The sequence below is a fragment of the Atopobiaceae bacterium genome (genome assembly GCA_022483015.1).
Classification (GTDB): Bacteria; Actinomycetota; Coriobacteriia; order Coriobacteriales; family Atopobiaceae; genus JALCUE01.
Genome location: JAKVOB010000001.1, coordinates 323,019 through 345,843, shown reverse-complemented (window position 1 = coordinate 345,843; position 22,825 = coordinate 323,019). Strand labels below are relative to the sequence as shown.

19 protein-coding genes, 2 tRNA genes and 1 pseudogene are annotated in these 22,825 nt (G+C 67.7%); 17 read left to right on the top strand and 5 right to left on the bottom strand.

Annotated elements, in window-relative coordinates; all coding sequences use genetic code 11:
• The first annotated feature begins 255 nt into the window (after positions 1–255).
• Positions 256–1,470 (top strand): iron-containing alcohol dehydrogenase, encoded by a 1,215-nt coding sequence (locus tag LKE50_01530; GenBank protein ID MCH3967317.1) that lies wholly within the window; start codon positions 256–258, stop codon positions 1,468–1,470.
• An 83-nt stretch (positions 1,471–1,553) separates the two neighbouring features.
• On the opposite strand, the gene LKE50_01525 is transcribed toward LKE50_01530, so the two are convergent.
• Both LKE50_01525 and LKE50_01520 read right to left on the bottom strand, forming a co-directional pair.
• The gene (locus LKE50_01525; GenBank protein MCH3967316.1) at positions 1,554–2,468 is read right to left on the bottom strand and encodes an HAD hydrolase family protein; all 915 of its coding nucleotides are present in this window, start codon (positions 2,466–2,468) and stop codon (positions 1,554–1,556) included.
• Positions 2,469–2,485: 17 nt separating this feature from the next.
• Complete coding sequence (locus LKE50_01520; GenBank protein ID MCH3967315.1) at positions 2,486–4,030, bottom strand: UDP-N-acetylmuramoyl-L-alanyl-D-glutamate--2,6-diaminopimelate ligase; 1,545 nt, start codon at positions 4,028–4,030, stop codon at positions 2,486–2,488.
• A 106-nt stretch (positions 4,031–4,136) separates the two neighbouring features.
• Between LKE50_01520 and LKE50_01515 the strand changes: the two genes are divergently transcribed.
• The 5 genes from LKE50_01515 (at position 4,137) to nagB (ending at position 7,483) form a co-directional block, all read left to right on the top strand.
• Positions 4,137–4,212: transfer RNA gene (locus LKE50_01515), tRNA-Val, on the top strand.
• 124 nt (positions 4,213–4,336) lie between these two features.
• The gene (gene murI / locus LKE50_01510; GenBank protein ID MCH3967314.1) at positions 4,337–5,242 is read left to right on the top strand and encodes a glutamate racemase; all 906 of its coding nucleotides are present in this window, start codon (positions 4,337–4,339) and stop codon (positions 5,240–5,242) included.
• A gap of 3 nt (positions 5,243–5,245) precedes the next feature.
• The gene (rph, locus tag LKE50_01505; GenBank protein ID MCH3967313.1) at positions 5,246–5,986 is read left to right on the top strand and encodes a ribonuclease PH; all 741 of its coding nucleotides are present in this window, start codon (positions 5,246–5,248) and stop codon (positions 5,984–5,986) included.
• A 25-nt stretch (positions 5,987–6,011) separates the two neighbouring features.
• On the top strand, positions 6,012–6,650 hold the full coding sequence (rdgB, locus tag LKE50_01500) for an RdgB/HAM1 family non-canonical purine NTP pyrophosphatase (GenBank protein ID MCH3967312.1): 639 nt from the start codon (positions 6,012–6,014) through the stop codon (positions 6,648–6,650).
• A 98-nt stretch (positions 6,651–6,748) separates the two neighbouring features.
• On the top strand, positions 6,749–7,483 hold the full coding sequence (gene nagB, locus LKE50_01495; protein ID MCH3967311.1) for a glucosamine-6-phosphate deaminase: 735 nt from the start codon (positions 6,749–6,751) through the stop codon (positions 7,481–7,483).
• 84 nt (positions 7,484–7,567) lie between these two features.
• On the opposite strand, the gene LKE50_01490 is transcribed toward nagB, so the two are convergent.
• Positions 7,568–8,647, bottom strand: a complete 1,080-nt coding sequence (locus tag LKE50_01490; GenBank protein MCH3967310.1) for a Xaa-Pro peptidase family protein — start codon at positions 8,645–8,647, stop codon at positions 7,568–7,570.
• 162 nt (positions 8,648–8,809) lie between these two features.
• Here LKE50_01490 and LKE50_01485 point away from each other — a divergent pair, with 162 nt between their 5' ends.
• The 3 genes from LKE50_01485 to LKE50_01475 all read left to right on the top strand — a co-directional run bounded on the left by LKE50_01485 (position 8,810) and on the right by LKE50_01475 (position 10,155).
• The gene (locus tag LKE50_01485; GenBank protein MCH3967309.1) at positions 8,810–9,115 is read left to right on the top strand and encodes a Veg family protein; all 306 of its coding nucleotides are present in this window, start codon (positions 8,810–8,812) and stop codon (positions 9,113–9,115) included.
• A 15-nt stretch (positions 9,116–9,130) separates the two neighbouring features.
• A complete protein-coding gene (ispE, locus tag LKE50_01480) occupies positions 9,131–10,042 on the top strand; it encodes a 4-(cytidine 5'-diphospho)-2-C-methyl-D-erythritol kinase (GenBank protein ID MCH3967308.1) in 912 nt (303 codons plus the stop codon).
• Between the two features lie 36 nt (positions 10,043–10,078).
• A tRNA-Pro gene (locus tag LKE50_01475) sits at positions 10,079–10,155 on the top strand.
• Between the two features lie 404 nt (positions 10,156–10,559).
• On the opposite strand, the gene LKE50_01470 is transcribed toward LKE50_01475, so the two are convergent.
• Positions 10,560–12,077, bottom strand: a complete 1,518-nt coding sequence (locus LKE50_01470; protein ID MCH3967307.1) for a peptidase S10 — start codon at positions 12,075–12,077, stop codon at positions 10,560–10,562.
• A gap of 178 nt (positions 12,078–12,255) precedes the next feature.
• Between LKE50_01470 and LKE50_01465 the strand changes: the two genes are divergently transcribed.
• The 4 genes from LKE50_01465 (at position 12,256) to LKE50_01450 (ending at position 16,295) form a co-directional block, all read left to right on the top strand.
• Positions 12,256–12,975 (top strand): fused MFS/spermidine synthase, encoded by a 720-nt coding sequence (locus LKE50_01465; protein ID MCH3967306.1) that lies wholly within the window; start codon positions 12,256–12,258, stop codon positions 12,973–12,975.
• A gap of 70 nt (positions 12,976–13,045) precedes the next feature.
• Positions 13,046–13,489: a GtrA family protein gene (locus tag LKE50_01460; protein MCH3967305.1), complete on the top strand. Its 444-nt coding sequence runs from the start codon at positions 13,046–13,048 to the stop codon at positions 13,487–13,489.
• 104 nt (positions 13,490–13,593) lie between these two features.
• Positions 13,594–15,387: a SulP family inorganic anion transporter gene (locus LKE50_01455; protein MCH3967304.1), complete on the top strand. Its 1,794-nt coding sequence runs from the start codon at positions 13,594–13,596 to the stop codon at positions 15,385–15,387.
• 89 nt (positions 15,388–15,476) lie between these two features.
• Positions 15,477–16,295 carry an S-methyl-5'-thioadenosine phosphorylase gene (locus tag LKE50_01450; protein MCH3967303.1) on the top strand — a complete coding sequence of 273 codons (819 nt, stop codon included), beginning with the start codon at positions 15,477–15,479 and terminating at the stop codon, positions 16,293–16,295.
• A gap of 62 nt (positions 16,296–16,357) precedes the next feature.
• Here the strand turns inward: LKE50_01450 and LKE50_01445 are convergent, their stop codons facing one another.
• Positions 16,358–17,209 (bottom strand): fused MFS/spermidine synthase, encoded by an 852-nt coding sequence (locus LKE50_01445; protein MCH3967302.1) that lies wholly within the window; start codon positions 17,207–17,209, stop codon positions 16,358–16,360.
• A gap of 149 nt (positions 17,210–17,358) precedes the next feature.
• Here LKE50_01445 and tatA point away from each other — a divergent pair, with 149 nt between their 5' ends.
• The 4 genes and pseudogenes from tatA (at position 17,359) to LKE50_01425 (ending at position 22,724) form a co-directional block, all read left to right on the top strand.
• Positions 17,359–17,730 (top strand): twin-arginine translocase TatA/TatE family subunit, encoded by a 372-nt coding sequence (tatA, locus tag LKE50_01440; GenBank protein ID MCH3967301.1) that lies wholly within the window; start codon positions 17,359–17,361, stop codon positions 17,728–17,730.
• A 52-nt stretch (positions 17,731–17,782) separates the two neighbouring features.
• Complete coding sequence (gene greA / locus LKE50_01435; protein ID MCH3967300.1) at positions 17,783–18,265, top strand: transcription elongation factor GreA; 483 nt, start codon at positions 17,783–17,785, stop codon at positions 18,263–18,265.
• Positions 18,266–18,404: 139 nt separating this feature from the next.
• Positions 18,405–19,916: a lysine--tRNA ligase gene (lysS, locus tag LKE50_01430; GenBank protein MCH3967299.1), complete on the top strand. Its 1,512-nt coding sequence runs from the start codon at positions 18,405–18,407 to the stop codon at positions 19,914–19,916.
• Between the two features lie 221 nt (positions 19,917–20,137).
• Positions 20,138–22,724, top strand: a pseudogene (locus tag LKE50_01425) (ATP-dependent Clp protease ATP-binding subunit).
• Positions 22,725–22,825 lie beyond the last annotated feature (101 nt).

Here is a 22,825-nt window from a genome sequence, read left to right as displayed (position 1 = left end):
GCTCTGCAATGTCCATTGGAGCGTAGTCATTCGATTCTGTAAATAGTGCCAGGTAGTCTTTGCCGCAGGCGGTCGGAACAATCGGCGAAGCGATACCCGTGCATGCCGGTTCAGGCCGTGGATACAATACCAATTGGTCCTCGCCGGTTGCATCATGTGGTGCGGCTGGTGAATAGCCTTGGCGTTGAGGGGATGCGTCCCCTTCTTATATGTTGCCGGCGCACAAGCTCGTCGGCCTAGGTTTGGAGGAACGTCATGGGTCGTTTTACCAATCCGCGTGATCTCTACTTCGGTGAGGGTTCCCGCCACGAGGTGAAGAACCTCAAGGGGAGCAAGGCAATCATCGTCTCGGGTGGCCATAGCATGCGTGCTGGCGGCTTCCTGCAGGACGTCGAGGCCGACCTCAAGGCCGCAGGCATGGAGGTCCGTCTCTTCGAGGGTGTCGAGAGCGACCCTTCGGTCGAGACGGTCATGAAGGGCGCGGCCGTCATGCAGGAGTTCGGCCCCGACTGGATCGTCGCCATCGGCGGCGGCTCCCCGATCGACGCAGCCAAGGCCATGTGGATCAAGTACGAGTATCCCGACACGACCTTCGAGGACATGTGCAAGGTCTTCGGTCTGCCTGAGCTCCGCCACAAGGCCCACTTCTGCGCCATCAGCTCCACGTCTGGCACGGCCACCGAGGTCACGGCCTTCTCGATCATCACCGACTACGAGAAGGGCATCAAGTTCCCCATCGCTGATTTCCAGATCACCCCCGACGTCGCCATCGTCGACCCCGAGCTCACCTACTCCATGCCTGCCAAGCTCTGCTCGCACACCGGCATGGACGCCCTCACGCACTGCCTCGAGGCCTATGTCTCCACGGCTGCCAGCATGTTCACCGATGCCAACGCGCTGCACGGCATCCGTGAGATCACCGAGTGGCTGCCCCAGTCCTACACCGGTGACAAGGTCGCACGCCAGCACATGCACGAGGCCCAGTGCATCGCCGGCATCGCCTTCTCGTCAGGCCTTCTCGGCATCGTGCACTCGATGGCCCACAAGACCGGTGCGGCGTTCAGCGGCGGGCACATCATCCACGGCTGCGCCAACGCCATGTACCTCGGCAAGGTCATCCAGTTCAACGCACACGACGACCGTGCCCGCGAGCGCTATGCCTACGTCGCCAAGGAGATCCTGCACCTCTCCGGCAGCACGGACGAGGAGCTCGTGGCCGCGCTCGTGCAGTACATCCGCGGCATGAACGACGAGCTCAACATCCCCCAGGGCATCAAGAACTACGGCCAGGCCGGCGTGAAGTCCGAGACCTCCTGCATCGACTACCAGGAGTTCGAGGACAAGAAGCATGACGTCGCGGCCAACGCGCTGCTCGACGCCTGCACGGGTGCCAACCCCCGTCAGCCCACGCAGGAGGAGATGGAGAAGCTCCTCGAGTGCGTCTACAACGACGTGGACGTCGACTTCTAGGAGCCGGTCCCGCAAGGGTCGAACGAGAGGGGAGGCCGGGACGACGAGTCCCGACCTCCCCTCTTCCCTCGCCCTGACCCCAGCTACTCCTTGGCTGCCAGGAGTGCCCTCATGCACTGGCACCAGCCATCGGTCGAGGGCTTGCTCGACAGGTAGATGTTGGAGCGGGCGGAGAGCTCCTCGTCGGCCATGGGATGGTCGAGCCCGTTCATCATGAAGAGGAAGACCCCCACGTGGTCGGCGATGATGCAGTCGGCCGGGGAGTCGCCTGCGCCCATGACCTCGTCGGGCGAGAGCCCGGCCTGCTCGACGAAGCGGACGATGCCGGTGCCCTTGGTGACGCCCACGGGGGTGACGTGGTAGGTGTGGATTCCCTTGGGATGGTCGAGGTCGCACTCGAGCGTGGTCTCGCCTGAGATCCTCGGCACGAGGCCGTTGTCGGCAAGGTAGAGGGGCAGCCCGCACCCGTCGAGCATGTCCTGCATGACATCGGCCGGGGCATCTCCGCGCAGGGCTACCGTGACCTCGCGGTACTCGAAGCCGACCCCGTTGTCGTGGTAGCACTCGAGGTGCCCGGCGAAGCGGATGAGCATCTTGTCGATGACGCCCGTCTCGCAGATGACGTCGTGCGGGGTCCTGCCGCACTCGGGGTCATAGGGCATGTCGCCTGTGAAGTAGCTCCACTCGGGCTGGCTCGACTCCCTCGTGCAGACGATGCCGCCCATCTCGGCGATCCATCCCGGCATGCCGAGTACGCGGGCGTCCTCCTTGATCATCGAGCGGTTGCGCCCGGTGCAGGGAATCACGCCTATGCCTGCGCGCGTGAGCTCGACGAGCGTCTCGACGAGCTCGGCGGATGGGGAGCCGTCGCTTGCGACCGTCGCCTTGGCGCCGGTGAGCATGGTGCCGTCGGCGTCAGAGATGACGTAGCGGACCTTGCGAAGGCGCTCGGCCATCTCGCCGGCGGGCCTTGCCGTGGGGAAGAGCAGGTGCGACATGTGGGACTCCTTCGGATCTAGAGGCTCTCGGTCGAACGCAGGGCTTTGAGCAGGACCTCTGCGTCCGGCACCATGGGCTCGAACGTCGTGCCGCGCTTGATCCAATCATCGTTGCCCTTGGCAAGCACGCAGACGACGGCCTCCTGCCCGGCGGCACGTCCGGCGCGGGCGATGTCGACCGCGCGCCTGATGGCGTCCGTGCGGTCGAGCACGACCTCGTACGACTGCCCTGCCGGGGTGGCCGCCACGAGCTGGGCGCAGATGTCAGAGGGGGCCTCGCGCGCGGGGTCGTCCTCGGTGTAGACGATGTGGTCGCAGTAGTGCGACGCCACCGCGGGCAGCTGCGTGCGACGCTCCTCGGCCTTGTTCCCAGGCGCGCCGAACACGCCCACCACGGACCTGGCGGGATACTCCTGCTTGATGGATGTGAAGAACTTCTCGAAGGACATCTCGTTGTGCGCGAAGTCGACGACGCCGACGCACTGCCCGTCGCCGGACTCCACGAGCTCCATGCGTCCGGGGACCTTCGCCCTCGAGAGCCCCTCGCGCACCCGCTGCTGGCCGATGCCCAGGACCTCGCAGATCGCGATGGCCGCCAGCGCGTTCTCGACGTTGAACAGGCCTCCCATCCCCAGGATGACCTGCGAGGTCCAGCTGGGGGTATGCGCGGTGAACGAGATGAAGCCGAGCGAGGGATGGACGTCCGTTGCCCAGACGTCGGGGGCGGTCCCGCAGACGGGGCCTGGGGCATCCACGGAGAAGGTCATGACCCGCTCGCAGGCTCCCGCGGCGGCGAGGACCCTGTCCAGGTGGTCGCAGCCGAGGTTGACGATGCCGACCTCGCTCTGCGAGAAGATCCTGAGCTTGCTGGCGAAGTAGTCCTCGAAGGTTGGGTGCTCGACGGGGGAGATGTGGTCACGGCCGATGTTGAGGAAGGCCCCGACCTCGAGCGAGAGGCCACGGACCCGATCGTACTTGAGCCCTTGGCTCGAGATCTCCATGAGCATGAAGGGGAGGTGCGCGTCGCGGGCGTGGGCGATGTGGCGGAAGACCTCGGGTGCCTCGGGCGTGGTGTTCCGGCTCTCGAAGCGCTCCAGGCCGTCGAAGGTCTCGATCGAGCCCGTGATGCCGCAGGTCGAATAGGGGTCGTCGCCGTCGAGGATCCCCCTGAGCAGGTAGGCCACGGTCGACTTGCCCTTCGTGCCGGTGATGCCCACCACACGGACGTCGCGGTCGGGGTGCCGATAGACCTCGGCGGCGGCATCGGCCATGGCAGGGCGCAGCGTGTCGTCGTGCGCGACCAGCGCAGGGACGTCGGGGGCCAGGGCGGCGAGCTCGGCCGCGTGGGACTCGTCCGCGAGGTAACCGACGGCACCAGCCGACAGCGCGGCCTCGAGGAAGGCCGGGCGGAAGGCGACGCCCTTGCAGACGAAGAGGTCTCCCGGGGTCACGTCGCGGGAGTCGAAGGTGACGCCTGACACGGGCGTGGGGTCGCAGGAGCTGTGGGCGAGCAGGCCCTCGTCGTCGAGCAGGTGTGTGAGAGAAGCGAGTGTGATATCCATGGGCACCAGTATACGTGCCTACCCCGAGAAGCGCATGCGTTCTTCGGAGGGCCTGCCCCCGTGGTACACTTACCGCAGCCTGTTCCGGCAACGACGCAGGTATGAGGGGCGATTGGCGCAGTGGCTAGCGCAGGTGCTTTACACGCACAAGGTCGGGGGTTCGAATCCCTCATCGCCCACCAAGGCATTTTCGTGGGGGTGCCTGCCATCCGAGGTAGGCGCCCCCGCTTGCGCTCGCGCCATGGAGGGCCCATGGCATCCCCTCGCGAGCGGTAGGATGGTTCTTATCGTCGACTGAGAGACATCATGTGCGATTGTGACAAGCCCATAGGCATCTTCGACTCCGGCCTTGGCGGGCTGACGGTGGCGCGTGCCGTGGCCCACGCCCTGCCGGCGGAGTCCATCACCTACGTGGGCGACACGAAGCGCTGCCCCTATGGCACCCGTGACCAGGGGGAGGTCCGCCTGTTCGTGCGCCAGGTGGGGGCATGGCTCGAGCAGCGGGACGTGAAGTTCGTGGTCATCGCCTGCAACACCGCGACGGCCGCAGGCCTCGACGTCCTCCAGCGCAGCCTCGACGTGCCCGTCATCGGCGTCATCGAGCCGGGCGCACGTGCCGCCGTCCAGGCCACGCACACCAGGCGCGTGGGCGTCCTGGCGACCTCGGGGACGGTCCGCTCCCATGCCTACGTGCGTGCCATCCACGGCCTCGACGCAGGCGTGCGGGTGACGCAGTGTGCCGCCCCTCGCTTCGTGAGCATCGTCGAGGACGAGCTCGCCGGAGGGCGGCACCTCCATGAGGACTGGATGAGCGACAAGGCCATCTTCGACACCAGCGAGGTCCGCGCCATCGTGGAGGAGGACGTCGCACCGCTCGTCGGCCGTGACGTCGACACGGTGGTGCTCGGCTGCACCCACTACCCGCTCCTCGCCCACCAGATCGAGCGGGCGCTGGGGCCAGGCGTCCGCATCGTGAGCTCGGCCGAGGAGACCTGCCGTGAGGTGGCCGACACGCTCGCGCGCCGCGGCGAGCTCGCGGAGCCCGCGCACGTGCCTGACTACCGGTTCGCCACGACCTCGGACGACATCACGTCGTTCGCGGTGGCGGGGGGCTTCATCTTCGGCCACGCCCTGGCCTCCATCGAGCATGTGGACGTGGAGGACCTGGAGGCCCTGGCCGATTCCGGCGACATAGAGGACGAGGAGGACTAGGCGATGAGCGACACGAACGAGACGCGTGCCCGTAGCTATGGGCGCGCCGCAGACGAGATGCGTCCGGTCACGCTCACGCGCGACGTCATGAAGAACGCCAGCGGCAGCTGTCTGGCGGAGTTCGGTGACACGCGCGTGCTCTGCACGGCCACGGTGGAGGAGACGCTTCCTGCCTGGCGCAAGAGCAGCCGCCAGGGGTGGGTCACGGCCGAGTACGCGATGCTCCCCGCCTCGACCAACACCCGCTCGAAGCGCGAGTACGGCAAGCGCAAGGGCCGCTCCATGGAGATCGAGCGCCTGGTGGGCCGGAGCCTGCGCGCCGCCTGCGACCTCCGGGCCCTGGGCGAGCGCACCATCACCATAGACTGCGACGTCATCCAGGCGGACGGCGGTACCCGGACCGCCTCGGTCACGGGTGGCTGGGTGGCGCTCCATGACGCCCTCGCCGCCCTCGTCGAGAAGGGCCAGCTGCCGCGTCTCCCGCTCACACGCCAGGTCGCGGCCATCTCGATGGGCGTCGTGGGCGGCGAGTGCCTGCTCGACCTCGACTATCCCGAGGACTCCCACGCCGAGGTCGACCTCAACCTGGTCGGCGCGCCCGATGGCGGCATGGTGGAGGTGCAGGGCACCGGCGAGCGCTCCACCTTCGACCGGGCGACCCTCGACCACCTGCTCGACCTCGGGCAGTCCGGCATCGCGCGCCTCGTGGCGCTCCAGGACGAGGTCACGGGTTTCTCGGCATAAGGGAATACGTCGCAAGGGAGCCGTCATGAGCGTGTCACGCACCGACAGCACCACGTCCGGCACGCCGACCACCATCGTGGTCGCCACGGGCAACCCCCACAAGGTCACCGAGATAGAGGCCATCCTCGGCCCCCACATGCCCGGGGCGAGGTTCGTGGCCCTGGGGGAGCTCGGGAGCTTTCCCGACCCGGTGGAGGACGGTGACACCTTCCGTGACAACGCCCTCATCAAGGCACGTGCGGCCCTGGCCGAGGTCGACGCCGACCTCGCCGTGGCCGACGACTCGGGCCTCGTGGTCGACGCCCTCGACGGTGCCCCCGGCATCATGAGCGCCCGCTGGGCGGGCGTGCACGGTGACGACGCCGCCAACAACGAGAAGCTCCTCCACGAGCTGACTGGTATCGCCGACAAGGACCGGACGGCCCGGTTCCACTCGTGCGTGGTGCTCGTTCGGCGCGATGGGACCTACCTGGCAGGGGAGGGCGACTGCGAGGGAACGGTGGGCCACGCCCCCAGGGGCGACCACGGCTTCGGCTACGATCCCCTCTTCCTGCCTGCGGATACGCCGGGCAAGACCATGGCCGAGCTCACTGCCGACGAGAAGAACTCAATCTCGCACCGCTTCCATGCGCTCGAGGCACTGGTATTACAACTGGTACTATGATTCTGTGCCAGTTTCCCCAGCTCAAACGGGTATTCTCTAAATCAGAGAGAGAATGACCGTCGGGAGCCGCCGATGCGGCCGGAGCTGGAGGTAACACCATGAAGATCATTCGCTGCAAGGACTATGCCGACATGAGCCGCAAGACGGCCAACATCATCTCGGCGAAGGTCATCCTCGACCCGGACTGCAACCTGGGCCTGGCCACGGGGAGCACCCCCATCGGCGCCTACGAGCAGCTCATCAAGTGGTACGAGAAGGGCGACGTCGACTTCTCGCAGGTCAAGACCTACAACCTCGACGAGTACCGCGGCCTCACGCATAGCGATCCGCAGAGCTACCACTTCTTCATGCACAAGAACTTCTTCGACCACATCAACATCGACCCCGATAACGTCCATGTGCCCGACGGGGCCAACCCCGACGTCGAGGACGCCTGCTCGTCGTATGACGCGCTTGTGGAGGCTGCCGGCTACTGTGACCTGCAGCTCCTGGGCATCGGCCGCAACGGGCACATCGGCTTCAACGAGCCCGACGATGCCTTCTCGAAGGGCACGCACTGCGTGGACCTCACCGAGAGTACCATCGAGGCCAACAGCCGCCTGTTCGACGACCCCAACGACGTTCCCCGCCAGGCCTATACCATGGGCGTGCAGACCATCATGAACGCGCGCATGATCGTGATCGCGGCAAGCGGCGCGGACAAGGCGCAGGCTGTCTACGACATGGCCTTCGGCCCCGTCACCCCCAAGGTCCCGGCGTCGATCCTGCAGCTGCACACCAACTGCGTCGCCGTGGTCGACGAGGAGGCCTACGCGCTCTGCGAGGGCAAGTAGCCGCAGGCGCCCCGAGGCGATGCCACGAAGGGGAGGAGGACATACGTCCTTCTCCCCTTCGTCATCTCTCTGCCTGCATGCGACCTAGGCGAGCACGCGCAGGTCGTGGGGATAGTGGTTGAGCACCTCGCAGCCGTCCTCGGTCACGCAGACGAGGTCCTCGATGCGGACGCCCATCTCGCCCGTGAGGTAGACGCCCGGCTCGATCGAGAAGCACTGACCGGGGCGCACCGCCTCGTCGTGGGCCGCGGAGACGTCGCCCGGCTCGTGGACCGAGAGGCCGACCTGGTGGCCCAGGCGGTGGTTGAAGTCGGGCCCGTAGCCTGCGGCGTCGATGACGTCGCGGGCCGCCGCGTCGATCTGCGCGAAGGTGACCCCGGGGGCGATCATGGCCTCGGCGGTCGCGTTGGCCTTGGCCACCAGGTCGAAGACCGCGCGGTCGCGATCCGACGGCTCGGCGCCGAAGAAGAACGTGCGGGTCATGTCGCTCACGTAGTCGTCGGCCTGGCACCCCACGTCGAAGAGGACCACGTCGCCCTTGGCAAGCGCGGTGTCATCGGGCTCGTGGTGCGGGTCGGAGGCGTTGGCGCCGAAGCTCACGATGGGGGCGAAGGAGTTGCCCTGCGCGCCGAGCTCGCGGTATCTGTCGTCCAGGCGGCTCGCGATGTCGTGCTCGGTCACGCCCTCGTGGAGCTGCTCCACGAGCCAGCCCATGGCCTCGTCGTTGATGGCCGAGGCACGACGCATGAGGTCGACCTCGTGGGCGTCCTTCAGGGTGCGGGCGTCGTCGACGGCCTTGCTTGCGAGGACGAAGCCGCTCGCCGCATGCGCGTCCATGAGGGGGATGAGCCAGCGGGCGGCAAGGTCCTTGTCGACCCCGAGGGGCCTCTCGTGGTCGATTGTGGCGGCGACCAGCGAGATGACGTCATCGGTGTCGAAGAAGGTGACCACGTGGTCGCAGCAGGCGCTCGCGTCAGGGAAGAGGTTGTTGCAGAAGAGCACGGGCTCCGAGCCACGCGCCACATAGAGCCCGAGGAAGCGCTCCATCGGGCGGGTGAAGTATCCGCAGAGGTACTTGATGGAGAGGGGGTCCACGATGAGAGCCTGCTCAAGGCCCATGTCGTCGAGGTTCTTCAGCACGTTCGTGAGTCGTTGTTCGTTCATATGATGGTTCTCCTACCTCTTGGATGCGGGCCTCCGCGTGGCCCGGTCGTGCTTATGTCGTGGTATCTCGAGCGCCTGCCTTGAGGGGCATACGCGCGCGAACTACTATAGACGTTCGACTGAAACAACAGGCTGAAAAGCCTCTTCGCTAAGGAACGTGGCATGGAGAACGAGACCCCAACCGTCAACCGAGTCGACCAGATTCACGATGGCCTCGAGGAGATTCAAGGCCAGCGCCTGCGTGTGAAGGCCAACATGGGACGCTCCCGCATCGTCGAGCGCACCGGCACCCTCGCGCAGGTCCACCCCTCGCTGTTCGTGGTCGAGGTGGAGGAGCGTCGTGGCCGCAAGGCACGTCAGTCCTACCAGTATGTCGACGTGCTCACGGGCACGGTCGAGCTGTTCGACGAGGCCACGGGCGAGCGCTTGTTCGACTTCGGCCCCCACGAGGACCTCGAGGAAGAGTAGTCTCCAGGAGGTCTCATGGCCAGCCGAGCGTCCTATACCTTCGAGGCGCCCGCCAAGGTGAACCTCTATCTTGGCGTCCGCCCTCAGCGGGATGCGCGAGGCTACCACCGCGTGGACTCCGTGATGTGCGCCGTCGACGTGTATGACGACGTCACGGTGACGCAGCTCATGCCCGGTATGTCCACCGAGGTCGTCTGCGACCCCGACGCTGGCTGCCCGGTCCAGGGGAACACCTGCTACAAGGCCGTGCAAGCCCTTGCCGGCTCGACCGGGCACGACCCGTGCGTCCGCGTGGACGTACGGAAGCGCATCCCGGCACGGAGCGGCACGGGTGGTGCCTCGTCCGACGCGGCGGCGGTGCTGCTCGCCCTCGACCGGCTCTGGGACCTTGGCGGTCGCACCGAGCTCCTCGCCGAGGCGGCGCGCACGGTGGGTGCCGACGTGCCCTTCTTCCTCTATGGGCCGGCCGCCTGGCTGTCGGGTGCCGGTGACGTGCTCGAGCGCACCTATCCCGAGGCCTCCGAGGTTCTCGGCAGCCTCCACCTCGCCCTCGTGCGAGCTCCGGGGGAGGGGGTCTCGACCCCAGCCGCCTATGCGGCCTTCGACAAGGACCCTCCGGCAGCGGCTCCGATCGGGCCGATGCTCGCCGCTCTCGTGGCGGGCGACGCCGACGGCGTGGTGGCCGCGATCGCCAACAACCTCGAGCCTGCCGCATGCCTCCTCGACCCCGTCACGCGCGAGGTCCGGGATTGGCTCGCGCGGCAGGTCGGGACACGGGCCGCGCATGTGACCGGGTCCGGCAGCACATGCTTCGCCGTCTGCGAGGGTGCCGACGTGGCTGCCCGGGTGGTCGCGGCCGCGCAGGGCCGGGGCTGGTGGGCGAGGTCCGCATCACCCATCGATCACGGGCCCCGCGAGATGGCGTGACACCGACCCATCCATCTGCTAGGATGTTTGAGCTATCGGGATGTGGCTCAGCTTGGTAGAGCGCTGCGTTCGGGACGCAGAGGCCGCTGGTTCGAATCCAGTCATCCCGACCACGAAAGCACAGGTCGTCGGCGTAAGCCGGCGACCTTTTTTGTTCGCGGCCATATGTCGGTCATACTTTGGTCATATGGATGCAGACGGTGGGTTCGAGGTGCCTGGAATTCGGTAATTCCGCGTGCGGCGGCATCGATGGCCGTCGGCGGCGGGACGTCCTTCTCGGCTGACCGGGCCTCGTGTCGAGGCCAGATGCGCGCCCTCCCCTGGGCCATCCGTTACACAACTCGTCCGATTCGCAGGAATCCTGCCGAACTGGTCGGGTTGTGTAACAGAATCCTGCCGAACACGGGCGCTCGTGTAACAGGTCGGGGGAGGATGCGGGCGCTCGCGAGGTCTTCGGGACGGGATGCGCGGCTGCGGCACCGCATGGGAGACGCAGCCGCAGACGCGCCTGCGGCCCTCAGCGTCCTGCGTAGAACGCGGCGAGGTCTGCCGCCATGGCCTCGAGCGTCGGGACGTCCACGTAGGCCATGTGCCCGCAGCCATAGCGCTTCCAGGTGATGTTGCCCTTGAGCTCGTCCGAGAGGAACAGGTCCGCCATGTCGTGCCGCACGTTCCAGAACGGCGTCGCGGCGTCGTAGCGACCGCCCAGGATGGCGAGCCGGGTGGTGGGGCTGCGCTTGAGGGCGCACGCGATGTCCACGGCCACGTTGGGCGCGGGCACCTTGAATCCCACGCCGGGCTCCTCGTGCTCCCAACGCCAGTTCTTGCCGACGACCTCGTAGTTGTCGTTGAGGTAGCGACGGTGCGGTCGGTAGCCGAGCTCGCGTGAGACGAAGTCGCGGAAGGCCGCCGTCCAGGCCGACTCCACGGCATCGTCTGCGGCGTCCTCGCCCTCGAAGAAGCCGGAGTCGACCTGCACGTGCGACGGGGCGTCCGACGAGAAGCGCATGTCGAGCCGTCCGCACACCCGACCCTCGTCGCGCAGGAGCTCGCGCCTGAAGTCATCGAGCTCGATGCGGAGGTCGCGCTCGAGCACGAAGCCGCGCGAGACCCCACAGAGCTCCGAGACTCGCTGCGCCACGTGCTCCCTCTGGGCCGCATCGCAGCGGTCGCCCAGGATGAGCGCCTGGGCGTAGTCGGTCTCGGCGAAGCCGAGGGCCTCGTCGTACCAGGCGTCGACGTCCTTGCCCTGGCCGGCGCGGCCGAAGTGCTGGGCGGCTGCGGCATAGACCGGCAGCATCCCCTCGTAGTAGAGGTCGTTGCCAGGCAGGGTCTGGGCCCAGTCGAAGATGGCCGAGAGCATGACCACGCCCGCCACGGGGACGCTGCGCTCGCCCAGCAGGCGCATGAGCACGGCGTTGCGCACGGTGCCGTATGACTCGCCGAACAGGTACACGGGGCTGGACCAGCGTCCGTTGCGCTCGATCCAGCATTCGATGGCGCGCGCGAAGGCATCCGCGTCCCCGTCGATGCCGAAGACCTTCCCCGTGTCCACGCCGTCGGCCACCGTCGACCAGCCCGTGCCGAGCGCGTCGAGGAACACGAGGTCGCTGGAGGGGAGCAGCGTATAGGGGTTGTCCTTTACCTGGGCAGGGGACGAGAGGTGGTCAAGGCCCGAGGTCACGACACAGCGTGGCCCGATCCCGCCGAAGTTCACGGGCACGGAGGCACAGCCCGGCCCGCCGTTGTAGCAGAAGGTCACGGGGCGTGTCGGGTCGGGCGCGCCATCGGTCGTGGCCACGTAGGAGAGCGAGAACATCCTGCCGATGGGCGAGCCGTCGTCGGCGGTCACGTCGAGGTGCGAGGCGCAGGCGGTGTAGTCGAGCGGCCGGTCGCCTGCCGTCCATGTGAGCGAGGCGCTTGCGGCCTCGGGCACGTCAGCCCATCGAGAGGAACCACCTGACGAGGGGTTCCTCTCGCCTGTCGCGGTGGTGTCCTTGCCCTCGTCGCTGCTGGTCGGAATCGTGTCCTGCATGGGTCGCTCCTCTGTGATGGCAGATGCCTGCCGCGGATGGTCACAGGGGGCTATGCCCAAACGGGCGCGACGCTGTCACGGGAATCACGGTGGGTCGGCGTGTCCCGCGTCCTGTCGGGGGCTGCCGCGTGCCACATCCTGCTATCGTCATGGCATCAATCATGAACGGGGAGGCACCATGGCCAGACGCCCGCCGCGCCCACATGTCACCGAGACGACCGACGACGTCGGCCGGCCCATCCGCGTGCTTGAGGTCTCGGGTACCTACCAGTCTGCCACCTACCTCTATGATGCCTGGGCAGACCTGGTGTTTCCCTATCACGAGCTCTTCGACCGGCCGCTGGCCTCGTTGCCGGCGGACGCGCACGTGCTCATGCTGGGCGGGGGCGGCTATGCCTGGCCCAAGCACCTGCTGACGACCTATCCCCGGGTCTCCATCGACGTGGTCGAGGTCGACCCGCGTGTGACCGAGCTGGCGCGGCATCATCTCTACCTCGACCGACTCGAGGGGCTCTGCGCGCGCGAGGGCCTGGGGCGGCTGCGCATCGTGGAGGATGACGCCTTGCGCTACCTCGAGTCCTGCGACGCGACCTATGACCTCGTGGTCGATGACGCGTTCTGGGGTGCCCGGCCCGTCTCGGAGCTGCTGGGGCCGGACGGCCTGGGTGCGGCGCGGGCCTGCATGCGGGCGGGCGGCTGCTACGAGGCCAACGTGGTCTCGGCCCTCGAGGGCCGGGAGTCGGCTCCGCTGCACGATGCGACCGTCGCCCTGGGCACGTGCCTCTCGCACGTGTGGGTGCTGCCGTGCGGGGCCGACGAGCCGGAGGTCGCCGACAACAACGTCGTGGTCGCGTCGGACGTCGAGCTCCTGCTGGGCGATGCCGTCCGGCTGTCCTGAGGGAGGGCCCGCGGGGTTACACTCTCGGGTGTCCGCATCGGTCTTCGCACATCGGCAAGGGGAGAGGGACATGCAGGTAGGGGGCCATACCATCTCGCGTCGCTTCCTCCGGTTCGCGGCGTCGTCGATCACCTGCACGGCGGTGGACCAGGGCTTGGCCTGGTTGCTGTTCGCCGTCCTCCAACCGCTCATGCCTGGCATGGACTACCAGCGCATCCTCATCGGGACCTACGTGGCCCGAGCCGCCTCGATCACGATCAACTACAACCTCAACCGTCACCTGGTCTTCGACCGTTCCGGCGGCAGGCGACACGCGGCGGCCCGCTACCTGGCATTGGCCGCCCTCGTGGCGCTGCTCTCGAGCCTGGGGGTCTACCTGTGCAGCACGGGGTTGGGCATGGACGAGCGCGTGGCCAAGCTCCTGGTGGACTTCTGCCTCTTCTTCCTCAACTACAACGTGCAGCGCACCTGGGTGTTCGGCCGTGACGAGAGGGACCAGGCGCCGGAGGGCTGAGCTGCCAGCCGTCTGCCCGCCTCCCATCCGAGGCCTCCTGGTGCCGGCCAAGGCGTACACTCGCTGATATGCAGTTCGTCTCCAGACAGCGGGATGGGGGTGCCATGGCGACATCGGCACGGCAGGCAGGACACGGTACGGATGCGAAGGCCCGGGTGCACGTCTCCCTGTTCCCCTCGCTCCGCGGCTACAAGGTCTCGGACCTTCCCCATGACGCGATCGCCGGCCTCATCGTGGCGGCCCTCTCGATCCCCGTCGCCATGGGGTACGCGCAGATCGCCGGCCTGCCCCCGGTCTATGGGCTCTATGCCTCGGTCTTCCCGGCCATCGTCTATGCGCTCGCCACGGGCACGCCGGGCGTCGTCTTCGGCATGGACTCCGCGGCAAGTGCCACCACGGGCTCGGCCCTCATCGCCATGGGCATCACCCTGGGATCTGCCGATGCCGTCCGCATGGTCCCGCTCATCACGCTCGTGGCCGCCGGCTTCCTCATCCTGTTCGCGCTCCTGCACCTGGGCAAGCTCATGGACTACGTGCCCATCCCCGTCATGGTGGGCTTCATCACGGGCGTGGCCGTGCTCATCATGGTGACGCAGGTCCCGAAGCTCATCGGCACGACCGTGACCACCGGCGACGACTTCATCGCCAACGTGGTCGCCGTGGTGTCGAGCTTTCCCCAGGCAAACCCTGTGACCTGTGGCATCGGCCTCGCGTCGCTCGCGGCGCTCGTCGTCTGCAAGCGGCTCCGCCCGCACTTCCCGCTCTCGCTCGTGCTCGTGGTCGTGGGCATCGTGGCAAGCCAGGCGTTCGACCTCCAGGGACAGGGCGTGGCCGTGCTCGGCAGCATCTCCACGGGCCTGCCCACCTTCGAGCTGCCCCAGTTCGTGACCTCACGGCTTCCCGAGGTGCTGGCGCACGGCATCACGCTGGCCTTCGTGGTGGCGGCCGAGTCGCTGCTCTGCGTCAACACCTTCGCCATGCGCGAGGGCTTCCAGCCCCAGGAGAACCGTGAGCTTGCGGCCTTCGGCGTGGCCGACGTCATCTCGGCCCTCTGCGGCAGCGCGGCCTGCTCGGCGAGCGTCTCGCGTTCGGCCGCCGGCACGTCGGCGGGGTCGCGCACGCAGATGACCTCGCTCATCGCTGCCGTCACCGTGCTGGCGGTGGTCCTGTTCCTGGCCCCGCTGCTCTATGCGATGCCCTCGACGATCCTGGCGGCGATCGTCATCGCGGCGATGGTCGACACCGTCGAGTTCAGGAAGATCCGTCGTCTCGGCCGCCACATCCGCCTGGAGTTCTGGGTGTTCCTCGCCGTGGCGGTGTGCGTCCTCTTCCTGGGGACCATCTGGGCCGTCGTGCTCGGCGTGGTCCTGTCGTTCGCCTGCCTGGTCTACCGCAGGCACAACCCGCAGCATGGCCTCATGGGCGTGGTGGCCTCGTCGGGCGCCGACGCGGGCGCGGGGGCCGGTACGGGCGACTTCGCGAGGCTCGACGCCCACGACGGCACGGTGGCCCCGGTCGACGGCGTCGTCATCTACCGGTTCGACCAGTCGCTCTCGTTCGCCAACGTGGGGGCCCTCGTGGGCGAGCTCATGCGCCAGGTCGGGCCCGACACGCGCCTCGTCATCGCGGACGTCACGGGCGTGAGGCACATCGACGTGAGCGCCACCGACCGCATCCGCGAGCTCATCTCGACCCTCGAGCGCCAGCATGTCGAGATCAGGATCGTGCGGTCCGTCGCCCCCACCGACAGCCTCGCCACCCAGTACGAGCTGCAGCGCATCATGGAGAAGGACAAGGACGACGTCTACGCCAGCATCGCGCAGGCGCTGACGGCCACGTCGTGCGACGGCGAGGTCCTGCTCAGGAGTGACGGCAGCAAGGCCCCTTGGAACGAGTGAGCGGCGCCCCGCGCGCCCCGCGCGAGCCGCGAGGCAAGCGGTACCATCTATCCGGACACGCACGGACACGCATCGACGAGAGGAACACCATGGCAGACGAGTTGGACGGGCTTCCCCAGGCAGAGATCGGCATCTTCGGCGGCTCCGGGTTCTACGAGCTGTTCGAGGGCGACGCCGAGGAGGTCAGCCTCGACACCAAGTGGGGGCGTCCCTCGGACGTCTACACCATCGGCACCATCGGCGGCCGTCGCGTCGCCTTCCTGCCGCGCCATGGCCACAAGCACACCTACGCACCCTCGGAGGTCAACTACCGCGCCAACATGTGGGGCATGCACGAGCTGGGCGTGACGCAGGTCATCGGCCCGTGCTCGGTGGGCTCGCTCTCGCTCGACATCCATCCCGGCGACTTCGTGGTGCCCGACCAGTTCGTGGACCGCACCAAGGACCGCGCCGACACCTTCTTCACGCACGAGGCCGGCCTCGGCGTGCAGCACCTCTCCGCGGCCGAGCCCTACTGCCCCGCGATGCGCGCCGCCGCCGTCGAGGGCTGCCGCAAGCTCGGCATCACCGTGCACGACGGGGGCACCGTGGTGACCATCCAGGGGCCGCGCTTCTCCACCGCGGCCGAGAGCGCCTGGTTCACCAAGATGGGCTGGAGCTGCGTCAACATGACCCAGTACCCCGAGGCGTGGCTCGCCCGTGAGCTGGGCATCTGCTACTGCGGCGTCTGCCTCGTGACCGACTACGACGCAGGCCTCGGCAAGTATGAGGCCGTCAAGGCCGATGACGTCACGCGCGTCTTCGGCGAGAACCTCGGGCGGGTCCGCCAGCTTCTCGAGGTCATGGTCCCCGCGCTGCCGACCGAGCGCACCTGCTCCTGCGACGAGGCTGCCGGCCTGGTGCACTAGGCCGCCGAGAGGGACGACGACTCGGGGACGGCGCTGCCTCTCGGGCGGCGCCGTCATTCTCGTCAGGCCTGGTCCTGCCATTCGGCCAGGTCGATGGCTCCCGTCCAGGCACCGTTGCAAGGCAGCTCGACGTCGCAGGCCACCAACGCGTTGTTGTTGATCTTGTCGGGCTCGTCGGCACGCTCGGGGAAGACATAGACATGGGCGAACTCGCGGGCGAAGGCGTCGGCGGTGTCCACGAGCACGTGCGAGGCGCGACCTTCCAGCTTGGAGCGTACGTTCGCCAGGTAGATGCCTTCTGGCGAGAGGTGCCCGTGGATGAGGCGGGCGCCCTCGTCGCAGGCGAGCGCCCCGAGCGGGTGGCCTCCCGAGAAGGCGTCGTTCACGATGAGGTCGAGCGGCTCGTCATGGGCGCGCAGCCATCCCCAGGCGTCGTCGCACACGAGGTCGAGGCGTCCTGCCACGCCGGGCAGGGCCTCGAGGCGGTCGAGGAGGAAGTAGCGCCGTGCCAGGTCGGTCACGGCGGGGTCGATCTCGACCACGGACACCTGCACCGAGGGATCGTGCGTGAGTAGGTACTTGGGGAACGAGTAGCCGCCCCCGCCGAGCACCGCCGCCGTGTGCACGGCGGGCGCCATCTCGAGCACCTGGGCGAACGTGCGGTGATAGGCGCACACGAGCTCGCACCACAGTTCGTCGCTCACGTACGAGACCGACTGGAAGGTCCCGCCCACGTTGAGCAGGCGGATGGGCGTGCCGTCCGCGTCGGTCGAGTCGAAGACGAGCGCCATGCCGAACCTGGTGTGGCGGGTGAGGTGCACGCCGCGCCATTCGAGCAGGCGCGGCAGCGCGAACCTGCCGAAGAGGAGGAGCGCCAGGCCGATGGCGCTCGCGATGATGAGAACCTGAGCCAAGGATGACCTCGTCATGTGCAAAGGTGGGTAGACGGAGTTTAGATTGTGGCACAAGACGTCACTCGGCTATACTATCGTCTGTTCTAGAAGCTCACACGTCGGGGCGTCCAGCCCGGACCTTAGAAATGACCCCTACTGGAGGGAACACAATGATTCTTGGATTGGGTATTCCCGAACTCGTCATCATCCTCGTCATCATCCTCGTGATCTTCGGGCCCAAGAACCTGCCGAAGCTCGGTGCCTCCGTGGGCAAGACCGTCAAGAACATCCGCGAGGGCATGGGCGATGACGGCAAGGACGGCAAGAAGTCCGACAAGGACGACGCCGTCGAGGTCGTCGCCGAGGAGGACGCGGATGCCCCGGCCGAGGACTCCGACGCCTCCGCTGCCGAGGACAAGCCTGCCGACGGCGAGGCCGCCTCTGACGAGGAGTCCTGCTTCTGCCCCAAGTGCGGGACCAAGAACGCCGCCTCCGCCGACTTCTGCACCAAGTGCGGCGCCCCCCTGCACCCCGAGGCCTAGCTCCGCTGGGCTGCACATCTCCTGACCGAGCACGACGAACAGAGAGTTGAACATGGCGAACAGCGAAATCATCCTTACCCCCGAGGGCCGCGACAAGCTCGTCGACGAGCTCGCCTACCGCGAGGGCGAGAAGGACGCAGAGATCATCGAGCGCATCAAGGTCGCCCGCGACTTCGGCGACCTCTCCGAGAACTCCGAGTACGACGATGCCAAGGAGGAGCAGTCCAAGAACGCCTCCCGCATCGCCGAGATCCGCAAGATCCTTGCCACGGCGACGGTCTCGGCCGACGCCGGCGGCACCAAGCGCAGCATGGTGGCCTCCATCGGCTGCACCATCACCCTCGAGGACGCCAAGGGCAAGAAGATCGAGTTCACCCTCGTGGGCACCACCGAGACCAACTCCCTCGAGCACCGCATCTCGAACGAGAGCCCCGTGGGCGCGGCCGTCATCGGTCACAAGAAGGGCGAGACCTTCGACGTCGTCACCCCCTCCGGCAAGACGAACAGCTACAAGGTCATCAAGATCACGCGCTAGGGCGCACCCCCAGACACGGACGGCGCGTCTCCCTCGCAGCATGCGGGTGAGGCGCGCTTTTACTTCTCACGCGTGGACGCGGCGCGAGGCATGGCATGAGACGGCTGCCGCATCCGCGGCAAGGCACAAGGAGAGGCACATGGCAGAGGCATCGGACAACCAGGGGACGCAGGCCACGGAGTCGGTCGCAGACGAGCGCGAGGTCCGCCTGGGCCGTCGTGCCGCCCTCATCGAGGAGGGCATCGACCCCTATCCGCGCAACTTCGACGTCACGGCCCACGCGGGCGAGCTGACCGAGCGCTACGCCGCGCTGGCCGACGGCGAGGACACCACGGACTCGTTCCGCGTGGCCGGCCGCATCAGGGCCCTCCGGAACCAGGGCAAGATCGCCTTCCTCGTGCTCCAGGACTCCACGGGCACCATCCAGCTGTTCTGCCGCAAGAACGTCCTGGGCGACGCCGCCTGGGACCTCCTGGGGCAGCTCGACCTCGGTGACATCATCGGCGTGGAGGGCTGCGTGCTGCGCACCCGCCGCGGCGAGCTCTCGGTGAGCCCGACGGCCCTCACGCTCCTCTCGAAGTCGTGCCGTCCCCTGCCCGACAAGTTCCATGGCCTCACCGACAAGGAGACCCGCTACCGCCAGCGCTACGTCGACCTCATCGTGAACGACGACGTGCGCGAGACGTTCGTGCGGCGCTTCCACATCGTGTCCGGCATCAGGCACTACATGGACGCCCAGGGCTACTACGAGGTCGAGACGCCCATCCTGCAGGACATCATGGGCGGGGCCAACGCCAAGCCCTTCGTGACCCACTACAACGCGCTCGACACCGAGTGCTACCTGCGCATCGCCACGGAGCTCCCCCTGAAGCGGCTGCTCGTGGGCGGCTTCGACCGTGTCTGCGAGATCGGCCGCTGCTTCCGCAACGAGGGCATGGACCTCACCCACAACCCCGAGTTCACCTCGATGGAGGCCTATTGCGCCTACACCGACCTCTCGGGCATGAAGGAGCTCGCCGAGGGCGTCTTCCGCGCGGCCGCCGAGGCGGCGGGCTGCGGCGAGCACATCACCTACCAGGGGACCGACATCGACCTGTCGGGCACCTGGCAGAGCCGCCCCATGTGCGAGCTCGTGAGCGAGGTCGTGGGCGAGGAGGTCACGCTCGACACGCCGGTCGCGCACCTGCGCGAGCTGGCCGAGGCCCACGACATCCCCTGCAAGGACGACTGGGGCGCCGGCAAGCTCGTGTTCGAGCTCTATGACGAGCTGGTCGAGTGCACCATCGTCGACCCGACCTTCGTGTGCGACTACCCCGTGGAGGTGTCGCCCCTGGCCAAGCGCAAGCCCGAGGACGACCGCCTGACCGACCGCTTCGAGCTCGTCATCGCGGGCCATGAGTACGCCAACGCCTTCACCGAGCTCAACGACCCGGTCGACCAGGAGGCGCGCTTCGCGGCCCAGATGGAGGCCAAGGCCCACGGTGACGACGAGGCCATGGGCTACGACACGGACTTCATCCGCGCGCTCGAGTACGGCATGCCCCCCGCGGGCGGCATCGGCTTCGGCATCGACCGCATGGTGATGCTCCTCACCGACCAGGCCTCGATCAGGGACGTGCTCCTCTTCCCGCACATGCGTCCCGAGGCGTAAGGCCAAGAGGAGCCGCCGGTCGAAAGCGTCGTGCAACGCGGCCACCGGCCCACGTCGCCGTATCGCGTTCTGCGAACTTCTGCTTGCGCATGTAAGCCACATGGGTCCGAAGGGTAGAGTGGTACCGAAGCCACCCAGACAATCGGCGTGGGCGGTGCGGCGCGACCAGGTCCTCCTGTCCTCCTTCGCGCAAGCGCCCCCAGGCGGAATAGAGGAACCCCATGTTCGAGAAGTTCACCGACCGGGCGCGCAAGGTCATGTCGCTCGCCCAGGACGAGGCTCGTCAGCTCGGTCAGATGTACGTGGGCACCGAGCACCTGCTGCTCGCCCTCATCAAGGAGGGTGACGGCATCGCCGCCCAGGCCCTGGCCAAGCTCGACGTCACCTACGACGAGACGGCCGCCACCGTCCGTGAGATCACGGAGCGCGAGGCCGAGCCCGTGCCTGGCGGCCACATCCCGTTCACGCCGCGTGCCAAGCGCGTGCTCGAGGGTGCCTACCGCGAGACCATGACCCACGGCCAGACCTACATCTCGACCGAGCACCTGCTCCTGGGCATCGTGCGCGAGGGCAACGGCGTGGCCATGGAGGCGCTCTCCCGAATGGGCGTCTCGGGCGACGCGGTGCGCAGCGCCGTGAACGAGCTCATGGACCAGAACCCCGAGACCTCCCAGCCCAAGCCCACCGTGGCCGAGGTCAGGATCGGCCCCGAGGGCATGGGCGGCGGTGACGACGAGAAGTCCATGCTCGAGGAGTACGGACGCAACCTCACCAAGCTCGCCGCCGACGGCAAGCTCGACCCGGTGATCGGTCGTGACGCCGAGATCGAGCGCATCATGCAGGTGCTCGCCCGCCGTCAGAAGAACAACCCGCTCATCCTGGGCGACCCTGGCGTGGGCAAGACCGCGCTGGCCGAGGGCCTGGCCCAGCTCATCGCCTCGGGCACCGTGCCCGACGTGCTGCGCGGCAAGCAGATCTGGACGCTTGACGTGGCGGCCCTCGTGGCCGGCTCCAAGTACCGCGGCGAGTTCGAGGACCGCCTGAAGCGCGTCATCAACGAGGTCGCCGAGTCCAAGGACGACATCCTGTTCATCGACGAGCTCCACACCATCATCGGCGCCGGCTCTGCCGAGGGCTCCATCGACGCGGCCTCGATCCTGAAGCCGCCCCTCTCGCGTGGTGAGATCCAGGTCATCGGTGCCACCACGGCCGAGGAGTACCGCAAGCACATCGAGAAGGACTCCGCGCTCGAGCGCCGCTTCCAGCCGGTGTTCGTGAACGAGCCCTCCGTGGACGACACCATCAAGATCCTGCAGGGCCTGCGTGGCCGCTACGAGGAGCACCACCACGTGCGCTACACCGACGAGGCCCTCGTGGCCGCGGCGACGCTCTCGAACCGCTACGTGCAGGACCGCTTCCTGCCCGACAAGGCCATCGACGTCATCGACGAGGCCGGCGCGCGCACGCGTGTGCACAAGATGGTGCTCCCGCCCGAGATAGCCCAGGTGGACGAGGAGCTCGTGAAGGTCCGCGACGAGAAGGCCCAGGCGGCCTCCGCCCAGGAGTTCGAGCGTGCCGCCTCCATGCGCGACCGCGAGAAGGAGCTCTCGGCCAAGCGCGACGAGCTCGAGGCGGCCTGGCGCGCCAAGCTCGACGCCAACGTGGTCACCGTGGACGAGCCCGAGATCGCGGACGTGGTCTCGTCCATCACGGGCGTGCCCGTCTCCAACCTCACCGAGGCCGAGGCCTCCAAGCTCCTGCGCTGCGAGGACGTGCTGCACGAGCGCGTCATCGGCCAGGACGAGGCCATCTCGGCCGTGGCGCGTGCCATCCGCCGCAGCCGCAGCCCCCTCAAGGATCCCGCGTCGTCCGGGCGGCTCGTTCGTCTTCCTGGGCCCCTCGGGCGTGGGCAAGACCGAGCTCGCCAAGTCGCTCGCCGAGTTCCTCTTCGGCAGCGAGGACGCCCTCATCACCTTCGACATGTCCGAGTTCATGGAGAAGTTCGCCGTCTCCAAGCTCGTGGGTGCGCCCCCGGGATACGTGGGCTATGACGAGGGCGGCGAGCTCACCAAGGCCGTCCGCCGCAAGCCCTACTCGGTCGTCCTCTTCGACGAGATCGAGAAGGCCCATCCTGACGTCTTCAACATCCTGCTCCAGATCCTGGACGAGGGACGCCTCACCGACGGCCAGGGCCGCAAGGTCGACTTCTCCAACACCGTCATCATCATGACGTCCAACGTGGGCGCGCGCGAGATCGCGCAGACCTCCACCGTGGGCTTCGGCGGCGAGGGCGGTCACGGCCTGTCCGACAAGGAGATCAAGCAGCGCGCGACGTCCGAGCTCAAGAAGCTCTTCCGTCCCGAGTTCCTCAACCGCGTGGACGAGGTGGTGGTCTTCAAGTCGCTCACGGACGAGCAGCTCAAGTCCATCGTCGACCTCATGGTCGCCGACCTGCGTGACCGCCTGGTCGAGCAGGGCATGTCCATCGAGCTCACCGATGCCGCCAAGGCCCTCGTGGCCAAGGAGGGCTCCGACCCGACCTACGGGGCGCGCCCCCTGCGCCGCGCCATCCAGACCCTCATCGAGGACCCGCTCTCGGAGGAGTTCCTCTCGGGCGAGTGGAAGCCGGGCGACATCGTGGAGGTGGACGTCTCCGACGGCAAGATCGTCTTCACCCATGGCACCGGGACCATCCCCGCGCCTCGCCATCGCCAGACGCTGGCGTCGGGCGGCGAAGGCCCGTCGACGGGTGCCGCAGGCCTCCCGGCCGCGTCGACATCCGACGGGGCGGCAGCCTCCGAGGCGTGACGCCTCCCCGCCGTGCAGGCGGTTCGGCACTTTATAGGTGCTGCTTGCGGACGCGACGGGGAACGTCCCGCTCGGCGGGCGTATGATGGCAGGAGACGACG